At 63.5% G+C, this 18,449-nt stretch carries 20 protein-coding genes; 11 read left to right on the forward strand and 9 right to left on the reverse strand.

The annotated features are described in order from the left end of the window. The first annotated feature begins 430 nt into the window (after positions 1–430). The 9 genes from NG900_RS17660 to NG900_RS17700 all read left to right on the forward strand — a co-directional run bounded on the left by NG900_RS17660 (position 431) and on the right by NG900_RS17700 (position 8,553). Positions 431–1,936 (forward strand): FAD-linked oxidase C-terminal domain-containing protein, encoded by a 1,506-nt coding sequence (locus tag NG900_RS17660; protein WP_252682663.1) that lies wholly within the window; start codon positions 431–433, stop codon positions 1,934–1,936. 18 nt (positions 1,937–1,954) lie between these two features. Further along, positions 1,955–2,875 (forward strand): ion transporter, encoded by a 921-nt coding sequence (locus tag NG900_RS17665; RefSeq protein ID WP_252682664.1) that lies wholly within the window; start codon positions 1,955–1,957, stop codon positions 2,873–2,875. A gap of 23 nt (positions 2,876–2,898) precedes the next feature. Continuing rightward, complete coding sequence (gene glcE, locus NG900_RS17670) at positions 2,899–4,032, forward strand: glycolate oxidase subunit GlcE (protein WP_252682665.1); 1,134 nt, start codon at positions 2,899–2,901, stop codon at positions 4,030–4,032. A gap of 12 nt (positions 4,033–4,044) precedes the next feature. Next, entirely contained in the window at positions 4,045–5,289 is a 1,245-nt protein-coding gene (glcF, locus tag NG900_RS17675; RefSeq protein WP_252682666.1) for a glycolate oxidase subunit GlcF, read from the forward strand. 52 nt (positions 5,290–5,341) lie between these two features. Beyond that, positions 5,342–5,719: a CidA/LrgA family protein gene (locus NG900_RS17680; protein WP_252682667.1), complete on the forward strand. Its 378-nt coding sequence runs from the start codon at positions 5,342–5,344 to the stop codon at positions 5,717–5,719. Next, positions 5,716–6,447: an LrgB family protein gene (locus NG900_RS17685; protein ID WP_252682668.1), complete on the forward strand. Its 732-nt coding sequence runs from the start codon at positions 5,716–5,718 to the stop codon at positions 6,445–6,447. Before NG900_RS17680 ends, NG900_RS17685 begins: the two co-directional genes overlap by 4 nt. A 430-nt stretch (positions 6,448–6,877) precedes the next feature. After that, entirely contained in the window at positions 6,878–7,273 is a 396-nt protein-coding gene (locus NG900_RS17690) for a VOC family protein (protein ID WP_027680594.1), read from the forward strand. A gap of 58 nt (positions 7,274–7,331) precedes the next feature. Next, on the forward strand, positions 7,332–7,811 hold the full coding sequence (locus tag NG900_RS17695; protein WP_252682669.1) for a cupin domain-containing protein: 480 nt from the start codon (positions 7,332–7,334) through the stop codon (positions 7,809–7,811). Between the two features lie 43 nt (positions 7,812–7,854). Then, positions 7,855–8,553, forward strand: a complete 699-nt coding sequence (locus tag NG900_RS17700; RefSeq protein ID WP_252682670.1) for a helix-turn-helix transcriptional regulator — start codon at positions 7,855–7,857, stop codon at positions 8,551–8,553. A 19-nt stretch (positions 8,554–8,572) separates the two neighbouring features. Here the strand turns inward: NG900_RS17700 and NG900_RS17705 are convergent, their stop codons facing one another. From NG900_RS17705 to NG900_RS17745, 8 genes are all read right to left on the reverse strand, one after another. Beyond that, positions 8,573–9,070 carry a glutathione peroxidase gene (locus NG900_RS17705; protein ID WP_252682671.1) on the reverse strand — a complete coding sequence of 166 codons (498 nt, stop codon included), beginning with the start codon at positions 9,068–9,070 and terminating at the stop codon, positions 8,573–8,575. 146 nt (positions 9,071–9,216) lie between these two features. Then, positions 9,217–10,371, reverse strand: coding sequence for a type IV pilus modification PilV family protein (locus tag NG900_RS17710; RefSeq protein WP_252682672.1), 1,155 nt, complete (start codon positions 10,369–10,371; stop codon positions 9,217–9,219). A gap of 23 nt (positions 10,372–10,394) precedes the next feature. Further along, a complete protein-coding gene (locus NG900_RS17715; protein WP_252682673.1) occupies positions 10,395–11,675 on the reverse strand; it encodes a pilus assembly PilX family protein in 1,281 nt (426 codons plus the stop codon). 28 nt (positions 11,676–11,703) lie between these two features. Further along, positions 11,704–12,408, reverse strand: coding sequence for a PilW family protein (locus NG900_RS17720; RefSeq protein ID WP_252682674.1), 705 nt, complete (start codon positions 12,406–12,408; stop codon positions 11,704–11,706). Beyond that, positions 12,402–12,872 carry a GspH/FimT family pseudopilin gene (locus NG900_RS17725; RefSeq protein ID WP_420804168.1) on the reverse strand — a complete coding sequence of 157 codons (471 nt, stop codon included), beginning with the start codon at positions 12,870–12,872 and terminating at the stop codon, positions 12,402–12,404. Before NG900_RS17725 ends, NG900_RS17720 begins: the two co-directional genes overlap by 7 nt. Further along, entirely contained in the window at positions 12,869–13,300 is a 432-nt protein-coding gene (locus NG900_RS17730) for a type IV pilin protein (RefSeq protein ID WP_315862378.1), read from the reverse strand. The genes NG900_RS17725 and NG900_RS17730 overlap by 4 nt, the downstream gene beginning before the upstream one ends. A gap of 201 nt (positions 13,301–13,501) precedes the next feature. After that, on the reverse strand, positions 13,502–14,641 hold the full coding sequence (locus NG900_RS17740) for a PilT/PilU family type 4a pilus ATPase (protein WP_252682676.1): 1,140 nt from the start codon (positions 14,639–14,641) through the stop codon (positions 13,502–13,504). A gap of 62 nt (positions 14,642–14,703) precedes the next feature. Continuing rightward, a complete protein-coding gene (locus NG900_RS17745) occupies positions 14,704–15,747 on the reverse strand; it encodes a type IV pilus twitching motility protein PilT (RefSeq protein WP_252682677.1) in 1,044 nt (347 codons plus the stop codon). Positions 15,748–15,891: 144 nt separating this feature from the next. Here NG900_RS17745 and NG900_RS17750 point away from each other — a divergent pair, with 144 nt between their 5' ends. Together NG900_RS17750 and proC are read left to right on the forward strand one after the other, a co-directional pair. Continuing rightward, positions 15,892–16,608, forward strand: coding sequence for a YggS family pyridoxal phosphate-dependent enzyme (locus NG900_RS17750; RefSeq protein ID WP_252682839.1), 717 nt, complete (start codon positions 15,892–15,894; stop codon positions 16,606–16,608). Positions 16,609–16,638: 30 nt separating this feature from the next. Further along, the gene (gene proC / locus NG900_RS17755; protein WP_252682678.1) at positions 16,639–17,463 is read left to right on the forward strand and encodes a pyrroline-5-carboxylate reductase; all 825 of its coding nucleotides are present in this window, start codon (positions 16,639–16,641) and stop codon (positions 17,461–17,463) included. A 65-nt stretch (positions 17,464–17,528) separates the two neighbouring features. Here proC and ubiA read toward each other — a convergent pair whose 3' ends face one another. After that, entirely contained in the window at positions 17,529–18,404 is an 876-nt protein-coding gene (ubiA, locus tag NG900_RS17760) for a 4-hydroxybenzoate octaprenyltransferase (RefSeq protein ID WP_252682679.1), read from the reverse strand. Between the last annotated feature and the right edge of the window lie 45 nt (positions 18,405–18,449).

Consider the following 18,449-nt stretch of genomic DNA (forward strand, 5'->3'; position numbering starts at 1 on the left):
TCAATATTAAGCTCCCATTTATGCCCTTCAGCTCCCGTTGGAACACCATACGCTGAGGTCGAACCCCATAGAAGCACTAGCAATAGCCCAATCCGTCGGCAGTCCTCAAACCACCTCGCGGCAACTCCCCTCATGCTCTCTCCAATGTCATTGTGTGCAAGTCGACTGATCGTCGAACGAGCTTTCATACAAGGTGACTCGCCACCCAACGGCCATAGGATTTCGCCTATTCTTGTGCGCGATGCAGCATTTCTTGATCGAGCGCTTGAGCTGCATCGATGAACCAGAACCGCGATGAACGCGATTGGCCGTTTGCGCGAGCCAAATTCATCGCCACACAAGTCCTTAACACGCCGCGCGGCGCGGCGGCCGGGCTATAGTGCCTCCGACCCCGGCCCCTGCGCCCGGTGATAACGATGAGAGACATCCCATGAACGCGCCGCTGCCCGCCACCGCCCGCGACTACGCTGCCCTGCAGGCCGAATTGACCGCCGCGCTGGCGCAGATCGTTCCCGACGACGCCCTGCTCTGGGAGCGCGAAGACACCACCCCGTATGAATGCGACGGCCTGGCCGCCTACCGGCAGGTGCCGCTGGCCGTGGTGTTGCCGGATACCGAGGCGCAGGTCGTCGAGATCTTGCGGGTGTGCCATCGCCTGAACGTACCCGTGGTGCCGCGCGGCGCGGGGACGAGCCTGTCGGGCGGCGCGATGCCCACGCCTGGCGGGCTGGTACTGTCGCTGGCCAAGTTCAAGCGCATCCTCAAGGTCGATCCATACACGCGCACGGCGGTCGTGCAGCCGGGCGTACGCAACCTCGCCATCTCGGAGGCGGCCAACCCGCACGGGCTGTACTACGCGCCCGATCCGTCGTCGCAGATTGCCTGCACGATTGGCGGCAACGTGAACGAGAACTCCGGCGGCGTGCACTGCCTCAAGTACGGCCTGACCGTGCACAACGTGCTGCGCGTGCGCGCGGTGATGATGGACGGCGCGGGGGGCTGTGAAGCGGTCGAATTCGGCAGCGAGGCGCCCGACGCGCCGGGCCTGGACCTGCTCGCCACCGTGATCGGCTCCGAAGGCATGCTGGCCGTGGTGACGGAAGTGACGGTGCGCCTGATTCCCAAGCCGCAGCTCGCGCAGGTGATCATGGCGAGCTTCGATGATGTGGAGAGCGGCGGCAACGCCGTGGCCGACGTGATTGCCGCGGGCATCATCCCGGCCGGGCTGGAGATGATGGACAAGCCCGCCACCGCAGCGGTGGAAGAATTCGTCTGCGCCGGCTACGACCTGAACGCCGCCGCCATCCTGCTGTGCGAATCCGACGGCACGCCCGAAGAGGTGGCCGAAGAAATCGCGCGCATGAGCGAAGTGCTGCGCGCCTCGGGCGCCACACGCATCCAGGTCTCGCAAAGCGAGGCCGAGCGGCTGAAGTTCTGGAGCGGGCGCAAGAATGCCTTCCCCGCAGCCGGCCGCATCTCGCCGGACTACTACTGCATGGACGGCACCATCCCGCGCAAGCACATCGGCACGCTGCTGCGGCGCATCCAGGAAATGGAGCAGAAGTACGCCCTGCGCTGCATCAACGTGTTCCACGCGGGCGACGGCAACATGCATCCGCTCATCCTCTTCAACGGTGAAGACCAGGACGAATGGCACCGCGCCGAGCTGTTCGGCTCCGACATCCTGGAAACCTGCGTGGAACTCGGCGGCACCGTCACCGGTGAGCACGGCGTGGGCGTGGAAAAGCTCAGCTCGATGTGCGTGCAGTTCTCCACCGAGGAGCGCGATGCCTTCCTGCGCGTGAAGGCCGCCTTCGACCCGGCGCGTTTGCTCAACCCCGACAAGGCCATCCCGACGCTCGCGCGCTGCGCCGAATACGGCAAGCTGCATGTGCGCAACGGCCTGCTGCCGCATCCGGACCTGCCCCGCTTCTGAGCCCGCCCCGAGCCGCCCATGAGCCAGAATCCATCCCGCCCCGACCGGTACCGGTGGCACGCCCATAACGCACGCCTGGGCGAATATCTCGGCAAGCCCGAAGACGACGGTTGGCGCCGACGCTGGTACATCATCATCTTCGAGGCCGAGACGCGTGCCGGCCGCCGCTTCGACGAGATCCTGCTGCTCGCCATCATCGCCAGTGTGGCGGTGGTGATGCTCGATAGCCTGCCGAGCATCCATGACCGCGCCGGCGTGCTGTTCACGGTGCTCGAATGGCTGTTCACGCTGCTGTTCACGGCGGAATACGCGATGCGCATCCTCGTCGTGCGCAAGCCGTGGCGCTATGTGCTGAGTTTCTATGGCGTCATCGATTTCGTGTCGATCTTGCCGACGTGGCTGGCCGTGTTCGCACCCGAGCTGGCGTATCTGGTGGACGTGCGCCTGCTGCGCTTGCTGCGCGTGTTCCGCGTGCTCAAGCTCACGATCTACTTTGAAGAGGCGCAGGTGCTGCTGCGCGCGCTGGTCAATGCGCGGCGCAAGATCTTCGTGTTCCTGGGCACGGTGTTCATCATCACGATCATCCTGGGCACGGTGATGTACGTGGTGGAAGGGCCGCAGCACGGCTTCACCAGCATCCCGGTCAGCATGTACTGGGCGGTGGTGACGCTCACCACCACGGGCTTTGGTGACTTGGTGCCGAAGACGCCATTGGGGCAGTTCATTACCTCGATGACCATCCTGCTCGGCTACAGCATCATTGCGTTCCCCACCGGCATCATCGGTGCGGAACTGGTGAACACGATGCGCGAGCGCTCGCCCAAGACACGCACCTGCACGCACTGCGCCACCGAAGGCCACGACACTGACGCCGTGTTCTGCAAGCGCTGTGCGACCAAGCTACCGCCCCTTTCCACGGAAACCGCCAGCAGCCAGTGAGCTGCAGTGCCCGCACGTTCAACATGTCAATCACGCCAGACACCCCGCTTTCACCCGCGCTTGTGCGCTTTCGTGATGCCATCGCGCAGGCTGCCGACAGCCGCACGCCGCTCACCTTGCGCGGCGGAGGCACGAAGGATTTCTACGGCCGGGCACCCGCCCCGAATGGCACCGTGCTCGACACGCGTGAATGGTCGGGCATCGTCGATTACGACTGCGCGGAACTCGTCATCACCGCACGCAGCGGCACGCCGCTCGTCGAAATCGAAGCTGCGCTGGCCGAGCACAAGCAGATGCTCGCCTTCGAGCCACCGCACTTTGCTGCGGACGGCAAACAGGCCACGGTGGGCGGCGCGTTTGCCTCCGGCCTGTCGGGCCCGCGCCGGCAATCGGTGGGCGCACTGCGCGACTTCGTGCTCGGCGCCGTTGTCATGGATGGCCGTGGGGACATGCTCAACTTCGGCGGCCAGGTGATGAAGAACGTGGCCGGCTACGACGTCTCGCGTTTGATGGCGGGCGCGCTCGGTACGCTTGGCCTCGTCGTACAGGTGTCGTTGAAGGTGCTGCCGATGCCGTTCTCCGATGCGACGCTGCGCTTTGCCATGCCGCAGGCCGAGGCCATCGACACGCTCAACCGCTGGGGTGGCCAGCCCTTGCCGATTGCCGCGTCTGCGTGGATCGACGGTGCGCTCTGGGTGCGCCTGAGTGGTGCCGATGCGGCGGTACGCGCGGCCATTGCCAAACTCGGCGGCGAGCGTGTCGAGGATGCAGAGGCGGCCACGTTCTGGCGCAACCTGCGCGAGCAGTCGCACGCGTTCTTTGCGCGCGCCCTGCAAGGCAGCCTGCCGCTCTGGCGCATTGCCCTGCCCCCGGCCACGCCGCCTCTGGCACTCGGCCATGCATCGGCCGATGAACAGCTCATCGAATGGGGCGGCGGCCAGCGCTGGTGGATCGACACGGGCAACACACCCGCAGACGCCATCCGCGATGCCGCCCGCAAAGCCGGCGGCCACGCCACGCTGTTCCGCAACGGCGACCGCGCGAGCGACATCTTCACGCCCGTCGCCGCGCCGTTGATGGCTGTGCACAAACGCCTGAAGGACAGCTTCGACCCGCAGGGCATCTTCAACCCGGGTCGTCTGTACGCCGACTTTTAAAGCACGTTCACCATGCAAATCACGCTCGCGGCGTTCCTGCGCAACACCCCTCAGGGCGAAGAAGCCCAAAGCATCGTGCAGAAGTGCGTGCACTGCGGCTTCTGCACGGCCACCTGCCCGACCTATCAACTGCTCGGCGATGAACTCGACGGCCCGCGCGGGCGCATCTACCTGATGAAGCAGGTGCTGGAAGGCCAGCCCGCCGGCCAGGCCACGCGCCTGCACCTGGACCGCTGCCTGACCTGCCGCAACTGCGAATCGACCTGCCCTTCCGGCGTGACCTACGGCCGCCTGGTGGAGATCGGCCGCAAGATCGTGGATGACCAGCTCGATGCGAAGGGTGAATCGCGCCCCTTGGGCGAGCGCGCCGTGCGCTGGGTGCTGCGCGAGAGCCTGACGCGGCCTGCGCTGTTCGGCCCGGCACTCAAGCTGGGGCAGGCCGTGCGTCCGCTGCTGCCACCCGTGTTGCGCAACAAGGTCCCGGCCAAGCAACCGCATGCCGGCGTGCGGCCGAGCGCCACGCACACCCGCAAGATGCTGCTGCTCGAAGGCTGCGTGCAGCCAGCCATGTCGCCCAACATCAATGCGGCCACGGCGCGCGTGTTCGACAAGCTGGGCGTACAACTCATCAGTGCAGACCGTGCCGGCTGCTGCGGCGCCATTCGCTATCACATGAACGACCACGCGGGCGGCCTGGGCAACATGCGCGCCAACATCGACGCATGGTGGCCGCATATCGAAGCGGGCGCGGAGGCCATCGTCATGACGGCGTCCGGCTGCGGCGCGATGGTCAAGGAGTATGGCCACCTGCTGCGCGACGACCCTGCCTATGCCGAACGTGCAGCGCGCGTGTCCGCCATGACGCGCGATCTGTGCGAGGTGCTGCCCGCCTTCTCCGACCAGTTGTTGCAGAAGGCCAAGCCCGAGGCACAGCGCCCACGCGTGGCCTGGCACCCGCCCTGCACGCTGCAACACGGTCAGCAGATTCGCGGTGCGGTCGAAACGCTGCTCGGCGCGCTGGGCGTAGACGTGAAACTCTGCGCCGACAGCCACCTGTGCTGCGGCTCCGCTGGCACGTATTCGGTGCTGCAGCCCGAACTCGCCTACCGCCTGCGCGACGACAAGCTCGCCAAGCTGCAGGCCACGCAGCCCGAGCGCATCGTCTCTGCCAACATCGGCTGCATCACGCACTTGCAAAGCGGCACCGACACGCCAGTCGAGCACTGGATCGAGCTGGTGGACCGCATGCTGGGGTGAAACGAATGCGGCTGAGTTCTATACTGGCCGCTTCGTTTTGCCCGGAGGCCCCATGCTGCAAACCTTCGCGATCCTGTTGACGTTCCAGTCGATCGGAGAGCTGCTGACGTATTCCCTGCACCTGCCCGTGCCCGGCCCGGTGATCGGCATGGTGCTGCTGGTCATCTACCTGCTGGTGGACAAGGGCCGCGCCCTCGAAATCATGCAAGGCACTGTCAGCGAGTTGCTGCGGCACCTGACCATCCTCTTCGTGCCGGCCGGCGTGGGCGTGATGACGCAACTGAACCGCATCGGGCAGGAATGGCTGCCGATCGTGGTGGCGACCGTCGTGTCGACGTGGTTGTCGATTGCCGCAGGCGCGCTCGTCACGCGCGCACTGATGCGCCGCACCGGTGACCATGGTGAGACCACCGAGGAGCTCGCCCCATGAACGCAATGGCCCCCAACCTGCACCAGCTCTGGGTGTACCTGTCAGCCAGCCCGCTGCTGGGCCTGACCGCCACGCTCGTTGCCTACCTGATCGGCCTGCGCCTGCATGAACGCAGCGGCTTCAACCCGATGGTCAATCCGCTGCTGATTGCGGTGATCATCCTGGGCTCGCTCCTGACCGTGACGGGCACGCCCTACAAGACCTACTTTGACGGCGCGCAGTTCGTGCACTTCCTGCTGGGGCCCGCCACGGTGGCGCTGGCGGTGCCGCTGTTCCAGCAGTGGTCGAAACTGCGCCGCCATGCGCTGCCCCTGATGGGCGGGCTCCTTGCCGGGTCGATCGTGGCGGTGGTGTCGGCAGTGGGCATCGCGTGGCTGCTGGGTGCGTCGCCGGAAACGCTGCGCTCGATGGCGCCGAAATCGGTGACGATCCCGATCGCCATGGGCATCTCGGAGAAGATCGGCGGCACACCGACGATCACGGCTGTGCTGGTGCTCATTACCGGCATCGTGGGCGCGACCACCACCACGCGGCTGCTGAACCTGCTGCGCATCCGCGAGTACAGCGTGCGCGGCTTTGCGACCGGCATTGCGGCGCATGGCATCGGTACGGCGCGCGCGTTTCAGGTCAACCCGGAGGCGGGCGCGTTCTCGGCCCTGGGCATGGGTCTGAACGGTGTGCTGACAGCAGTGTTGGTGCCGCTGCTGGCGGGGTGGATTCCGCACTGACACACCAAAAGACCCGGCGGTGGCTCTCAAAGACTCGGCGCCGGCTCTCGGAAAGCCGCATGCCGAGTCTCCGAGTCCCGACACTGGCTCCCAAAGACCCACATACCCACTCTCTGAGCCCTGGCGCTGGCTCTAAAAGACCCACGTACCGATGCTCTGAGACCCGGCACTGGCGCTGAAAGACCCACCTACCGGCTCTCCGAGACCCAGCGCTGGCTCCCCGGGCAGCAGGTACTGACACTCAGAGAGCCGGCGCCGGCTCTCAACGTCTCGAAGCCGAGTCTTTGAGACGCCCGCGTGACATTCCGCACCGGGCACCCCTCCTGAATGCTCCTGACAGAACGCTGTCAGGAGCCCCCCGCCAGAATTCGCTTCACCTTAACGAGACAGGTTTCCCCGACCCACTGTCTCACCAACCGGAGCGAGCACCATGGCAAGCGTCATCAACTGGTTTGAAATCCCCGCCAACGATTTCCCGCGCGCGGTGAAGTTCTACGAGAACGTCTTCGACACGCAGCTCAAGCAGGAAGACATGGGCGACCTCACCATGGGTGTATTCCCGGCGGGTGAGACGACCATCCACGGCGCGCTGGTCAAGGGCGAAGGCTTTGCGCCGTCCGACAAGGGCAGCGTGGTCTACCTGAACGCGCCCAACCTGGATGCCGTGCTCGAGCGCGTGAACGGCAGTGGCGGCCAGTGCGTGTTCGGCCCGATGACGCTGCCCGACCACATGGGCCGCATCGCCCACATCGTCGACACCGAAGGCAACCGCGTCGGCCTGCACGAGCCGGACGCCAAGACGCAGGCGTACCTATTGCAGCAGTAACGCCCCCAGGGCCGGTACGCGGGTACCGGCCCGACTCACCGAGACAGAGAACAACACCATGCCGAGTCAGTCCCCGTATCTCATGCGCGCCGCCGATATTGCTGCGCGCACGCAGTCGTTTTCGCATCCCTGGAACAGCCTGTCGGAAATCCACGGCACGATGATGGGCCGGCTGCTGGGCCTCAAGCGTACCGGCGTGAACTTTGCGCGTGTGCCGCCGGGCAAGGAGTCGTTCGTCTACCACTCGCACCAGCGTGAGGAGGAATGGATCTACATCCTCTCGGGCGAGGCGCAGGCGGAGATCGACGACAGCATCTTCACCGTGCGCGCGGGCGATTTCATGGCCTTCCCCACAGGCGTTGCGCACCACCTGCGCAACTGCGGCAAGGACGACCTGCTCTACCTGTGCGGCGGCGAACACCTGAACATCGAGATTGCCGATTTCCCGCGGCTGGGCAAGCGCATGCTGCGCCGCGGCGAGCAGGTCGATGTGGTCGACATCCACCCGCAACGCGAGCTGACGCCCTTCGGCGCGTAGGGGAAAGATCGTGCGGATTGCGCGCGGCAAGAAGCCCACTACAATGCCGCGCATGACCCGCCGCGCCGACCGCCTCTTCCAGATTGCGCAAATCCTGCGCGGCCGCCGCCTGACCACGGCGGCGATGCTGGCCGACCGCCTGGGCGTGTCCGAGCGCACGGTGTATCGCGACATCCGTGATCTGTCCGTCTCTGGCGTGCCGATCGAAGGCGAGGCCGGCATCGGCTACCGCATGCGCGCCGGCTACGACCTCGCGCCGCTGATGTTCACCCCGGACGAAGTGGAAGCGCTGGTCGCAGGCGCGCGGATGATCAAGGCGTGGAGCGGCGGCACCATGGCGGGCTCCGTCGAAGCTGCGCTGGAGAAGCTGATGGGCGCCCTGCCCGCCGAGCGCCGCGCCGAAGCCGAGACCACGCGCATCTTCGCGCCCGGCTACGGCATGGGCAGCGAGGTCAAGCAGGTGTTCGACACGCTGCATGCCGCGCTCGGCCGGCATGCCGTTGCACGGCTGTCATACCGAGACGCGCAGGGCCAGTTGACCGAACGGTGCATCCAGCCGCTCGGGCTGTTCTTCTGGGGACAGGTGTGGCTGGTGGCCGCGTGGTGCGAGCACCGCCAGGACTACCGCACGTTCCGCCTCGACCGCTGCGTGAAGGTCGACATCCTGGAGCGCCACTTTGCCGAATCCGCCGAGCGCTCGCTGGCGGATTTCATGCGCAAGGTACGGGGATCATCCGACTAGCGGATGCCGACTGCGTGGCTCAGAGCGGATCGGGTTCCGCCAGCAGCGCTTCGATATCGCCGAGGATCTCTTCGGGCTTGGTCAGCGGCGCATAGCGCTTGTAGACCGTGCCATCGCGGCGCAGCAGGAACTTGGTGAAGTTCCACTTGATGGCCTCGGTGCCGAGCACGCCCGGCTTTTCGGACGTCAGCCACTTGTACAGCGGATGCGCGTTCGCCCCGTTCACGTCGATCTTGCTGAACATCGGAAACGACACGCCGTAGTTCTTCTCGCAGAACGCGCCGATCTCCTCCGCCCCGCCCGGCTCCTGCTTGCCGAACTGGTTGCAGGGGAAGCCCAGGACTTCCAATCCCTTGTCGTGCAGGCGCTTGTAGACAGCCTCCAGCCCGGCGTATTGCGGGGTGAAGCCGCATTGGCTGGCGGTATTGACGATCAGCAGGACCTTGCCTTTGTACTGCGATAGGGGCACGCGCTGGCCGGTTAGGGAGTCGGCTTGGAATGTGTAGATGTCACTCATGGATGCTCCCCTCGAAACGTGGGAAAGATGGTTGCCTTGAGAGTGATTGTAGCGGTCGCCCATGCGAGGCGACCGCCCCATGCAACCCGACTGGGGGATCCAAACACAGCACCAAGTGCCTGAAATCGAGCCTTGCGCAAGCTCCGCTAATCTGGGTTTGCGGGACACGCCCCCGAACTCGTGCATGACTGGTGCAGAACACTGCCGGATATGTTCGAGCAACTGTTATCCAGCGTAATCGCATAATTCTGCTGGTCCAGAGACTCTGTCACATTGCTGTAGGGCTGCACGTTGCGCTCGTTGCTATTACCGTTGCCCGTTGCCGGATACTGGTAGCGGCAGACCAGATATGCAGGACTACCACTGGACATCCCTGTCAGGTTGACTGTTCCAGACCAACCGCCTCCCGACGAATTGACGGCCATCACGCAGAGGTAATAGTAGTACCCCGAAATCGTACTTCCCGTGTTTTGGTCAACTGCGGGGTTGAACACGCAGTCCGTGCTGCCGTGCGATATATACGGCGTCACCTGGGACAAGTTCAGGCCTGTGGCTGGCATGGAACTCGGTGCCTTCTTTCCTCCCAGGGACACGTAGCCCGCAAGAATGTACGCGTTGTAGCTCGTACATTGAGAGCTCAATTGGCTGGAACTTGTGATGGTGCCCGAACATCGCATCACGACGTAACCCGTCACATTTGAAAAGACGACGGCAAAGTTGTTGGTCAGCTGGTATGCACTCTGCCCGCCGCCGAGGTCCGTCGCCTTGATGGGAATGTTCAGGTTCCGGTTCTTGGGCAGCTTGATATTGCCGTTACCCGGCAGCGGAAAGGACAAGGCCCCCGCCAATGCCGGATCAAACCGGGCAATGTACGACCTCGTCGTCACCGACGATTGGGCCGCAGTACGGTCCTGCCAACTGACAGTAACCTGAATCGGCCGCATCGAATCCGTCACTGCGCCGCCCAATGTCCAGCTTCGGCTGTACGACGTATTGGAAGCACTGCTTGGGGTGTCGGTGCCGTTGGTCACGTCCGCCCACGACACTCCGACGCCGGAGATCACCGAGTTGTAGGCGCGCAGTTGCTCGATTTTTTCCTCGGCCAGGCGTGTTGCCTCGCTACGTTGGCGTGCCATGTCAGCATTCTGGGTGAGCGTGCTCTGCACGCGCACCAGCGCCACCATGCCGAAGCCCACAATGAGCATCGCCACCATGGCTTCAAGCAGCGTGAAGCCACGGTTCCGAACCGAGCGAGCTGTGCGGCCCAAGCGAGCCACGGGAGTGCCGTCATGCCTGAACATTGAAACCTCGCAGCGAGTGCAACTTACCAGTCATGCCAACTCCCCGGGACGGGAACGATCGTGCCGCTCGCCTTGTTCAGGCTGTTCATGACCGCAGGGTCGTAGGTGACCGAGCCATTGCCGTTCGATTTGAACCCGGCACAGGTCACCAGTGCGCCATCAATCGTTGAATTGCCGGTACCGAGATCGTTGAGGTTGGCGTCGTTTGAAAACACGACCCCGTAGATATTGATATTCCCGTTAATCGTGACGCTGCCCGACGTCACGATGGTCACCGGATCACTTGGGGTACCGAAATTGCCGCCCGAGCTGTTGTTGTACTGAAAGCCGCTCGGGAAATAGAAAGACCGCCAGCCGTTGTCATACGCGGATTGCATCTGAGAACCGCAATCCGAAGCCGAACTGCAAGTGATGGAATCTGTGGAAGGCGCGTTTTGATATTCCTGGAGCGTCGTGCCAAAGAACGACTGGAACATCTTGGAGTTCGAGCACGTCGGATCGGAACTGGCCAGCGAAGAGAGCGACGAATCCGATCCAAGAAGGGCATTCTGCACCGGCTGGCCGGGAAGCGTTGTCGCTCCTGGCGGCGTACCGGCAGTCCCCCCCGCATTCACCAATACGCCATGGGTCAGCACGTCCGTATTCACAACATTGAAAGAGCCGCTAAAGTTGCAGTCCGTGCCACACGTCACTGCCGCTGCGGGCTCGCCCGGCAACAGCGGACTCACCTTGAGAATGGCCGTGATGGTCGCGCTGGCATCGGCACCCGAGGTTGCGCCGGCTGCGCACATCGCCGTCTGCGGCGTGCACCCCGTCGAGGTCACTTGCACCGCCGTGGGGTCGCTGGCCACGACGGCAAACGACACGGTAAAGCTCTGCACGGCCGCCCCGCTTGTACTCAATGTCGGCGCGGCCACGCCGGTTGTCGGGCACCCGCAGGTCCATGCGCCCGCGCCGCTATTGGCCGATGGATCCCACGCGCATCCGGGCTTCACGTTGGTCAGCGGTGTAAAGCCCGTGCTGGAAGGCTGAAAATAGCTTTTGCGAAACGATGCGGCGCTCGTCGTGCTGTCTTTGCATGCCGTATCGATATCGTTGGGGTGGTTGAGCATGCCGATGGTCCACTGCAACCCGGCCTCGGCCACTTCCATGGCCGAAGTCTGCTTCATCTGGTTTGCGGACGTACGTTGCTCAAAAATGATGTTGCGATTGGCGTAGAGCACACCCACCGACATGATGAACAGCAGAATGGCCGCGATGAACAGCGTGCTCATTCCTCGTTGACGAGCGGACCAGGTCTTCATGTCAAATCGCCTTTTCGCCTTTCTTGCCTTAACAAGACCCAGTGGTCTGATCGTTTCTGACGCGCACACTGGTGCGCAACGTGCGTACGACGGATGCATCCAGCGTGGATCGGCCCGTGAGCACGATGTCGTAGCGGCGGATGAACATCTGCGGGCAATTGGGCGTGCCGGCCGCGCACATGACCGGGCATCGGTATCCCAAGGACAACGCCGGTGGGCTGCTATCGGTCACGCTGAAAGATGTGATGACAGTGAAGTTGGCATCATTCAGATCCGACCACACGTTCTGGGCCGTGAGCATCTGCATCACGCCCGCCTTGGTGCCGGTGGTCAGCAACTGGTAGCCAAACTGCTCGTTCGTGTCGAGGATGTTGTTCTCAACGAGATCGCGTGAGAAGTTGTACTTCAGGACACCACTGGTTGAAGATGGCGTCGCGGAGACACCAACGTAAGGATTGGATGCCGTGGTGGCCGTTGCGCCAATTGCCAACGTCCCCTGGATGGAGTTGCCCCAATAACCCGCGCGGCGGATATCACGCGTCATGAGGTCTGCGATCGACCGCATGTCTTGCTCCAGACGCGTCTGCGCAATCAGGCGCCGGTTCTCCAGCAGGCTCGACGCAAAGAGCGTCAGCGCGCCGGCAACGATAAACAAGCCGATGGTGATGCCTACCATCAGCTCGACCAATGACAGGCCCCGCTGCCGCTGTCGATATAGAGCTCGATTCAGCATGCGTTGGTTACCCCGTAGAAAGCGCCGCTGGAGGTGCACTCCCACACGCGGCCGGTGGCGTCGACCGAAACCGTGATCGTTGGTGTGAAGTTCGTGGCCGACAAGACAAAGCCGCCGGTGTTTGTTGCAAAGCCACGCAGCGAGTCGAACGTGACCGTCACCCCATTGGAGGCAGACACGCCGGCGGGCAACGTAATCGACTTCAGAAGGTTCGAGGAAGCGTCCGTCAGCGAATAGCCCGACCCATTGGCCGTGCTGGTCACGTTGACTGTGCTCCGAAGTCGAATCGACTCCGTCCTCGCGTACTGGAGATCGGTCCTGAGCTCATTGGCGACACCTTCCAGCCGAATCTTCAGGTACATCTGCTGAAAGCTCGGAAACGCCACAGCCGCCAGAATGCCGAGAATGACGACCACCGCCAGCAGTTCAACCAGTGTCAAACCCCGATGCCGGCCCCTCATCATTGTCCCCAGCAGGCAGAAGGCGTATTCACGGCAACCCCGTTCGTCACCGTCACTGTCATGGGGTTGCACGTTGTGTCGGTCGCCTGGGTTCCCTGAGGGGTGAGCGTCAGCGTATAGCCCGTGCTGGTATTGCCCGTCACCACCAGAGCGTAGTAACCACCGGTGCTAGTCAGGCTGATCTGCAGATCATTGTTGGTCGAGTTCATCCGACCATAGGTCGCGTTATTGGAACGCCAGCGCTCCTGCGCCTGCGTAACGGCGGCAGCGGCCTGAATGGCGTCGCTACGCCGCCCTTTCCGGACTTGATTCAGATAAGCGGGATACGCGATCGCGGCCAAGATGGCCGCGATCACCACGGTGATCGCGAGTTCGATCAGCGTAAAGCCCCGCGCCGCTCGCGCGCGCAGGCATATCGGCTTGCTTCTCACGTTTTTTACCCACCCGGATTTGCTGACGCAATTTTTTTGTAGTCATGCGCGCCCAGCAGAGACCTGACGGGAGCGCTCGCCGTTATATACGGCAGCTTGCAACAAATATTAAGGAAAGAGCATGAACTTCGGGTGACGTGCAATCCAACGCAAACGTTATGCACGCCAAATTACCTCAATTGATGTAGCAATTCGGATACATCACACGACGTTCAGATGCTCCGTTCCCGCCGACAGATCGGTCTGCCCGCCGCGCTTGCTGTGCAGCTTGATCTGCAGCCGCAGGTCATTCAGGGAGTCGGCGTTGCGCAGCGCATCCTCGTAGGTGATCTTGTCTTCTTCGTAGAGCTCGAACAATGCCTGGTCAAACGAAATCATCCCGAGCTCGCGGGACTTCTTCATGACCTCCTTCAACTCGTGCACCTCGCCCTTGAAGATCAGATCCTGCACCAACGGGGTCGCGAGCATGATCTCGACAGCCGGCACGCGCCCCTTCTTGCCCTTACGCGGCAAGAGGCGCTGCGCGATCATCGCCTTCAGGTTCAGCGACAGGTCGATCAGCAGCTGCTGGCGCTTCTCTTCCGGGAAGAAGTTGATGATCCGGTCGATCGCCTGGTTCGAGTTGTTGGCGTGCAGCGTGGCCAGGCACAGGTGGCCGGTTTCCGCGTACTGGATGGCGTATTCCATCGTGTCGCGGTCACGGATTTCACCGATCAGGATCACATCGGGCGCCTGGCGCAGCGTGTTCTTCAGCGCCACATGCCACGACTCGGTATCGACACCCACCTCGCGCTGCGTCACCACGCAGTTCTGGTGCGCGTGCACATATTCCACCGGGTCTTCGATGGTGATGATGTGGCCGTACGAATTGGCGTTGCGGTAGCCCACCATCGCCGCCAGCGAGGTCGATTTGCCCGAGCCCGTGGCCCCCACCACGATCACCAGGCCGCGCTTGCTCATCACGATCTCGTTGAGGCTCGTCGGCAGGTCAAGTTCGGCCAGCGTGGGGATCTTCGTGTTGATGGTCCGCAGCACCATGCCGGCGCGACCCTGCTGCATGAACGCCGATACCCGGAAGCGCCCGGCCCCTGGCGCCGTGATGGCGAAGTTGCACTCCGAGCTTTCTTCGTATTCGCGCAGTTGCTTCTCGCTCATGATCGCCTTGACCAGGCCCATGGCCTGCGGTGCGTTCAGCGGCTGCTGCGAGATCGGCGTGACCTTGCCGTCCACCTTGATGGCGGGCGGAAATTCCGACGTGATGAACAAGTCCGAACCGCGGCTGTTCACCATCAACTGCAAGAGTTCGTGGATGTATTTGGTGGCGGCTTCGCGGTCCAGCATGGCGTGCCCCTCCTAAGGGATTGACGCGGCAACGCGTCGGAGTGATGGCGTGGTGCGCGAGATCAGTTCGCGAACGCGTCGGGGTTCTTGGCGATGGCACGCGCATCCGCGTAGTTGATCGCCGCGCGCTTGATGAGGTCCGACAGGCATTGGTCGAGCGTCTGCATGCCCATCCCGCTGCTGGTCTGCATCATCGAGTACATCTGCGAGATCTTGTTCTCGCGAATCAAGTGGCGGATGGCCGGCGTGGCGATCATGATCTCGTGCGCCGCGATCCGGCCCGAGCCATCGCGCGTCTTGAGCAGCGTCTGCGAGATCACCGCCTCCAGCGACTCGGAAAGCATGGTCCGGACCATCTCCTTCTCGTCCGACGGGAACACGTCGACGACCCGGTCGATGGTCTTGGCGGCCGAGCTGGTATGCAGCGTGCCGAACACCAAGTGGCCCGTTTCCGCTGCGGTGAGCGCCAAGCGAATGGTTTCGAGATCACGCAATTCGCCGACCAGGATCACGTCAGGGTCTTCGCGCAGTGCCGACTTCAACGCATTGGCGAACGAGTGCGTATGCGGACCCAGCTCGCGCTGGTTGATCAGGCTCTTCTTGGATTCGTGCACGAATTCGATCGGGTCCTCCACCGTGAGGATGTGGCCCATGTCGTTTTCGTTGCGGTGGTTGACCATCGCAGCCAGCGTGGTCGACTTGCCCGAGCCGGTCGGGCCCGTGACGAGCACCAGGCCGCGCGGCTTCATCGACAGGTCGGCAAACACCGCGGGCGCCTTCAGGTCGTCCAGCGTCAGCACCTTGGACGGAATCGTCCGGAACACGGCCGAGGCGCCGCGGTTCTGGTTGAACGCGTTGACCCGGAAACGCGACAACCCCGGGATCTCGAACGAGAAGTCGACTTCCAGGTTCTCTTCGTAGACCTTGCGCTGCGCGTCGCTCATGATGTCGTACACCATGGAGTGCACATCCTGGTGTGCGAGCGCGGGGACGTTGATGCGGCGCATGTCGCCGTGGATCCGGATCATCGGCGGCAGGCCGGCCGACAAGTGCAAGTCCGACGCCTTGTTCTTGGCGGAAAACGCCAGAAGCTGCGCGATGTCCATCTTATAATGACCCCCGACTTTTTTATGTCGTGCTTGCTGCGCAATCGTCTTGCGGGGGTATCCCCAGCGGCGCTTCAAGACGCGCTCCGAGTCGCTGAAAACCGCGCCGGAACCTTGTTTATTTGTAACAAACGTCGCCGGATTATGTCTGCAATCGCCGCCAACTTGCAAGCCGTGCGTCAACGGATCACAACGGCCTGCACACTGGCTTCGCGCGATGCAGCGGGTGTCACATTGCTGGCCGTTTCCAAGACGTTCGACGCCGATGCCGTGCGCGCCGCACACGCCGCCGGACAACGCCTTTTTGGCGAGAACTACGTGCAGGAAGGTATCGCCAAGATCGATGCCCTCGCTGATCTGCGCACCGGCGCTAACCCGCTCCACTGGCACTTCATCGGCCCCCTGCAGAGCAACAAGACGCGCGCGGTGGCCGAACGCTTCGACTGGGTGCACAGCGTCGACCGGCTCAAGATTGCCGAGCGCCTGTCGGCCCAGCGCCCCGACTATCTGCCGCCTTTACAGGTCTGCCTGGAAATCAACATCAGCCGCCAAGCCAGCAAGCATGGGTTGCTGCCTGATTTCGAGGATGTCCTTGCCGTGGCACGTGCCGTGGCGGCCCTGCCCCGTCTGCAATTGCGCGGCCTGATGGCCGTGCCTGAACCCAGCGACGATCCTGCCGCCCAGCGCCAGCCCTTCGCAGACTTGCGCAACTTGGCGGACCGGCTGCGCGAAGCCGGCATTGCGCTCGATACCCTGTCGATGGGCATGTCCGCCGATCTGGAAGACGCGATTGCCGAAGGCGCCACCATCGTGCGCGTCGGCAGTGCCATCTTCGGGGCGCGGCACTACGCCAATGCCTGAATTCCTGCTTTCTCTCACACCACCACTCTCATGCTCGATACTCTGAAACTCGGCTTCATCGGCGGCGGCAACATGGCGGCTGCCCTTATTGGCGGCCTGATTGCGAAGGGCGCGCACGGCGCCAACATCGTGGTGGTGGACCCGACGGAGCCCGCCCGTGCGCGCGCCGAGCAAACCTGGGGCGCCCGCACCGCTGCCGCCCCCGGCGCCGAACTGGCCGACCGCGACGTGATCGTCCTGGCCGTCAAGCCGCAGCAGATGCGCGAGGTGTGCGCGCAACTGAGCTCCCACCTGGGCAACAGCCTGGTGCTGTCGGTGGCGGCGGGTATCCGAATCCAGGATTTATCGCGCTGGCTCAATGGCCATGCGCGGGTCGTGCGCGCGATGCCGAACACGCCGGCGCTGTCGGGCCTGGGCATGACCGGCCTGGCGGCCAATGCCGGCCTGGCGGACGCCGACCGCGCAACGGCCAGCGCCATCGCCAACGCCGTCGGCAAGAGCGTGTGGGTGCCGAGCGAAGCACAGATTGACGCGGTGACGGCCATCTCTGGCAGCGGTCCGGCCTACGTGTTCTACTTCATCGAGGCGATGCAGCAGGCGGCGCAGGAACTGGGGTTGTCGGCTGAGGACGGACGCACGCTGGCGGTGGAAACGTTCATTGGTGCCGCCACGCTGGCCGGCCAATCAACTGAGCCGGTTGAAGTGCTGCGCGAGCGGGTAACGTCCAAGGGCGGGACGACCTATGCGGCGCTGACTTCGATGGAGGGAGCGGGCATCAAGGCGGCCTTCGTTCGGGCCATGCATGCTGCCGCAGCGCGTGGCAAGGAAATGGGCGAAGAATTCGGGCGGGATTGAGCCTGGGTGGTCCATCCCCGGCAGGGGATGAAACAAGGGATGGACCACAAGGGCCCAAAACCAACTCAGCGCAACGCGTACGCAGCCGCCACTCCAGCAAACAAGCAGGCCCCCAGCCAGTTGTTATGCCGGAAAACGAAGAAACACTTCATCCGATCCCGCGTCTGCAGCATCGGGTAGTACCAAAGCGCCAACGCCACAGCCGCCGCCAGTCCAACCCAGTACGCCACGCCTAGCGCCATCACATAGCCAGCCCAGGCCATGATCCCGAAGAACGCCACGTAGCACAGCATGATCGCCACCACATCAAAGCGACCGAAGGTGATGGCGGATGTCTTGATGCCGATGTGCAGATCGTCATCGCGGTCGACCATGGCGTAGGCAGTGTCGTAGGCGATGGCCCAGAACACATTGCCGATGAGCATTAGCCAGGCGAGCACCGGCACCTGGTCCTGCACCGCCGCATAGGCCATCGGAATCCCGAAGCCGAACGCAATCCCGAGATACGCCTGCGGAATCGCAAAGAACCGCTTGAAGAACGGATACGTGCCGGCAATCACCACCGCCGCCACCGACATCCACTTGGTCAGCGCATTGAGCGGCAGGATCAGCGCAAAGGCAACGAGCGACAGTGCTGCAGCCAAGGCCAGCGCTTCCCAGGGGGCGATAAGGCCGGCGGTAATCGGCCGCTCCTTGGTGCGTTTGACGTGCTTGTCGAAATCGCGGTCCGCCCAGTCGTTGACGGCGCAGCCGGCCGAGCGCATCAGGAATGTGCCGACCGTGAAGATCACCACCAGCGACACTGGCGGGTGCCCGTCGGCCGCCATCCATAGCGCCCACAGCGTCGGCCACAGCAGCAGCAGCGTGCCGATCGGTTTGTCCATCCGCATCAGGCGTGCATAGAGCACGAGGCGGCTGGGTTGGGCAGCAGACGATTGCATGGGAAATCACCAAAAGAAAAATGGCGCCTGCACGAGGCAAGGCGC

It is taken from the genome of Ralstonia soli, assembly GCF_023955655.1.
Lineage (GTDB): Bacteria > Pseudomonadota > Gammaproteobacteria > Burkholderiales > Burkholderiaceae > Ralstonia > Ralstonia soli.

Excerpts from the sequence above, each read along its gene's own strand:
- NG900_RS17660 (WP_252682663.1), top strand. The coding sequence starts at position 431 with ATGAACGCGCCGCTGCCCGCCACCGCCCGCGACTACGCTGCCCTGCAG.
- NG900_RS17665 (WP_252682664.1), top strand. The coding sequence starts at position 1,955 with ATGAGCCAGAATCCATCCCGCCCCGACCGGTACCGGTGGCACGCCCAT.
- glcE (WP_252682665.1), top strand. The coding sequence starts at position 2,899 with ATGTCAATCACGCCAGACACCCCGCTTTCACCCGCGCTTGTGCGCTTT.
- glcF (WP_252682666.1), top strand. The coding sequence starts at position 4,045 with ATGCAAATCACGCTCGCGGCGTTCCTGCGCAACACCCCTCAGGGCGAA.
- NG900_RS17680 (WP_252682667.1), top strand. The coding sequence starts at position 5,342 with ATGCTGCAAACCTTCGCGATCCTGTTGACGTTCCAGTCGATCGGAGAG.
- NG900_RS17685 (WP_252682668.1), top strand. The coding sequence starts at position 5,716 with ATGAACGCAATGGCCCCCAACCTGCACCAGCTCTGGGTGTACCTGTCA.
- NG900_RS17690 (WP_027680594.1), top strand. The coding sequence starts at position 6,878 with ATGGCAAGCGTCATCAACTGGTTTGAAATCCCCGCCAACGATTTCCCG.
- NG900_RS17695 (WP_252682669.1), top strand. The coding sequence starts at position 7,332 with ATGCCGAGTCAGTCCCCGTATCTCATGCGCGCCGCCGATATTGCTGCG.
- NG900_RS17700 (WP_252682670.1), top strand. The coding sequence starts at position 7,855 with ATGCCGCGCATGACCCGCCGCGCCGACCGCCTCTTCCAGATTGCGCAA.
- NG900_RS17705 (WP_252682671.1), bottom strand. The coding sequence starts at position 9,070 with ATGAGTGACATCTACACATTCCAAGCCGACTCCCTAACCGGCCAGCGC.
- NG900_RS17710 (WP_252682672.1), bottom strand. The coding sequence starts at position 10,371 with ATGTTCAGGCATGACGGCACTCCCGTGGCTCGCTTGGGCCGCACAGCT.
- NG900_RS17715 (WP_252682673.1), bottom strand. The coding sequence starts at position 11,675 with ATGAAGACCTGGTCCGCTCGTCAACGAGGAATGAGCACGCTGTTCATC.
- NG900_RS17720 (WP_252682674.1), bottom strand. The coding sequence starts at position 12,408 with ATGCTGAATCGAGCTCTATATCGACAGCGGCAGCGGGGCCTGTCATTG.
- NG900_RS17725 (WP_420804168.1), bottom strand. The coding sequence starts at position 12,872 with ATGATGAGGGGCCGGCATCGGGGTTTGACACTGGTTGAACTGCTGGCG.
- NG900_RS17740 (WP_252682676.1), bottom strand. The coding sequence starts at position 14,641 with ATGCTGGACCGCGAAGCCGCCACCAAATACATCCACGAACTCTTGCAG.
- NG900_RS17745 (WP_252682677.1), bottom strand. The coding sequence starts at position 15,747 with ATGGACATCGCGCAGCTTCTGGCGTTTTCCGCCAAGAACAAGGCGTCG.
- NG900_RS17750 (WP_252682839.1), top strand. The coding sequence starts at position 15,892 with ATGTCTGCAATCGCCGCCAACTTGCAAGCCGTGCGTCAACGGATCACA.
- proC (WP_252682678.1), top strand. The coding sequence starts at position 16,639 with ATGCTCGATACTCTGAAACTCGGCTTCATCGGCGGCGGCAACATGGCG.
- ubiA (WP_252682679.1), bottom strand. The coding sequence starts at position 18,404 with ATGCAATCGTCTGCTGCCCAACCCAGCCGCCTCGTGCTCTATGCACGC.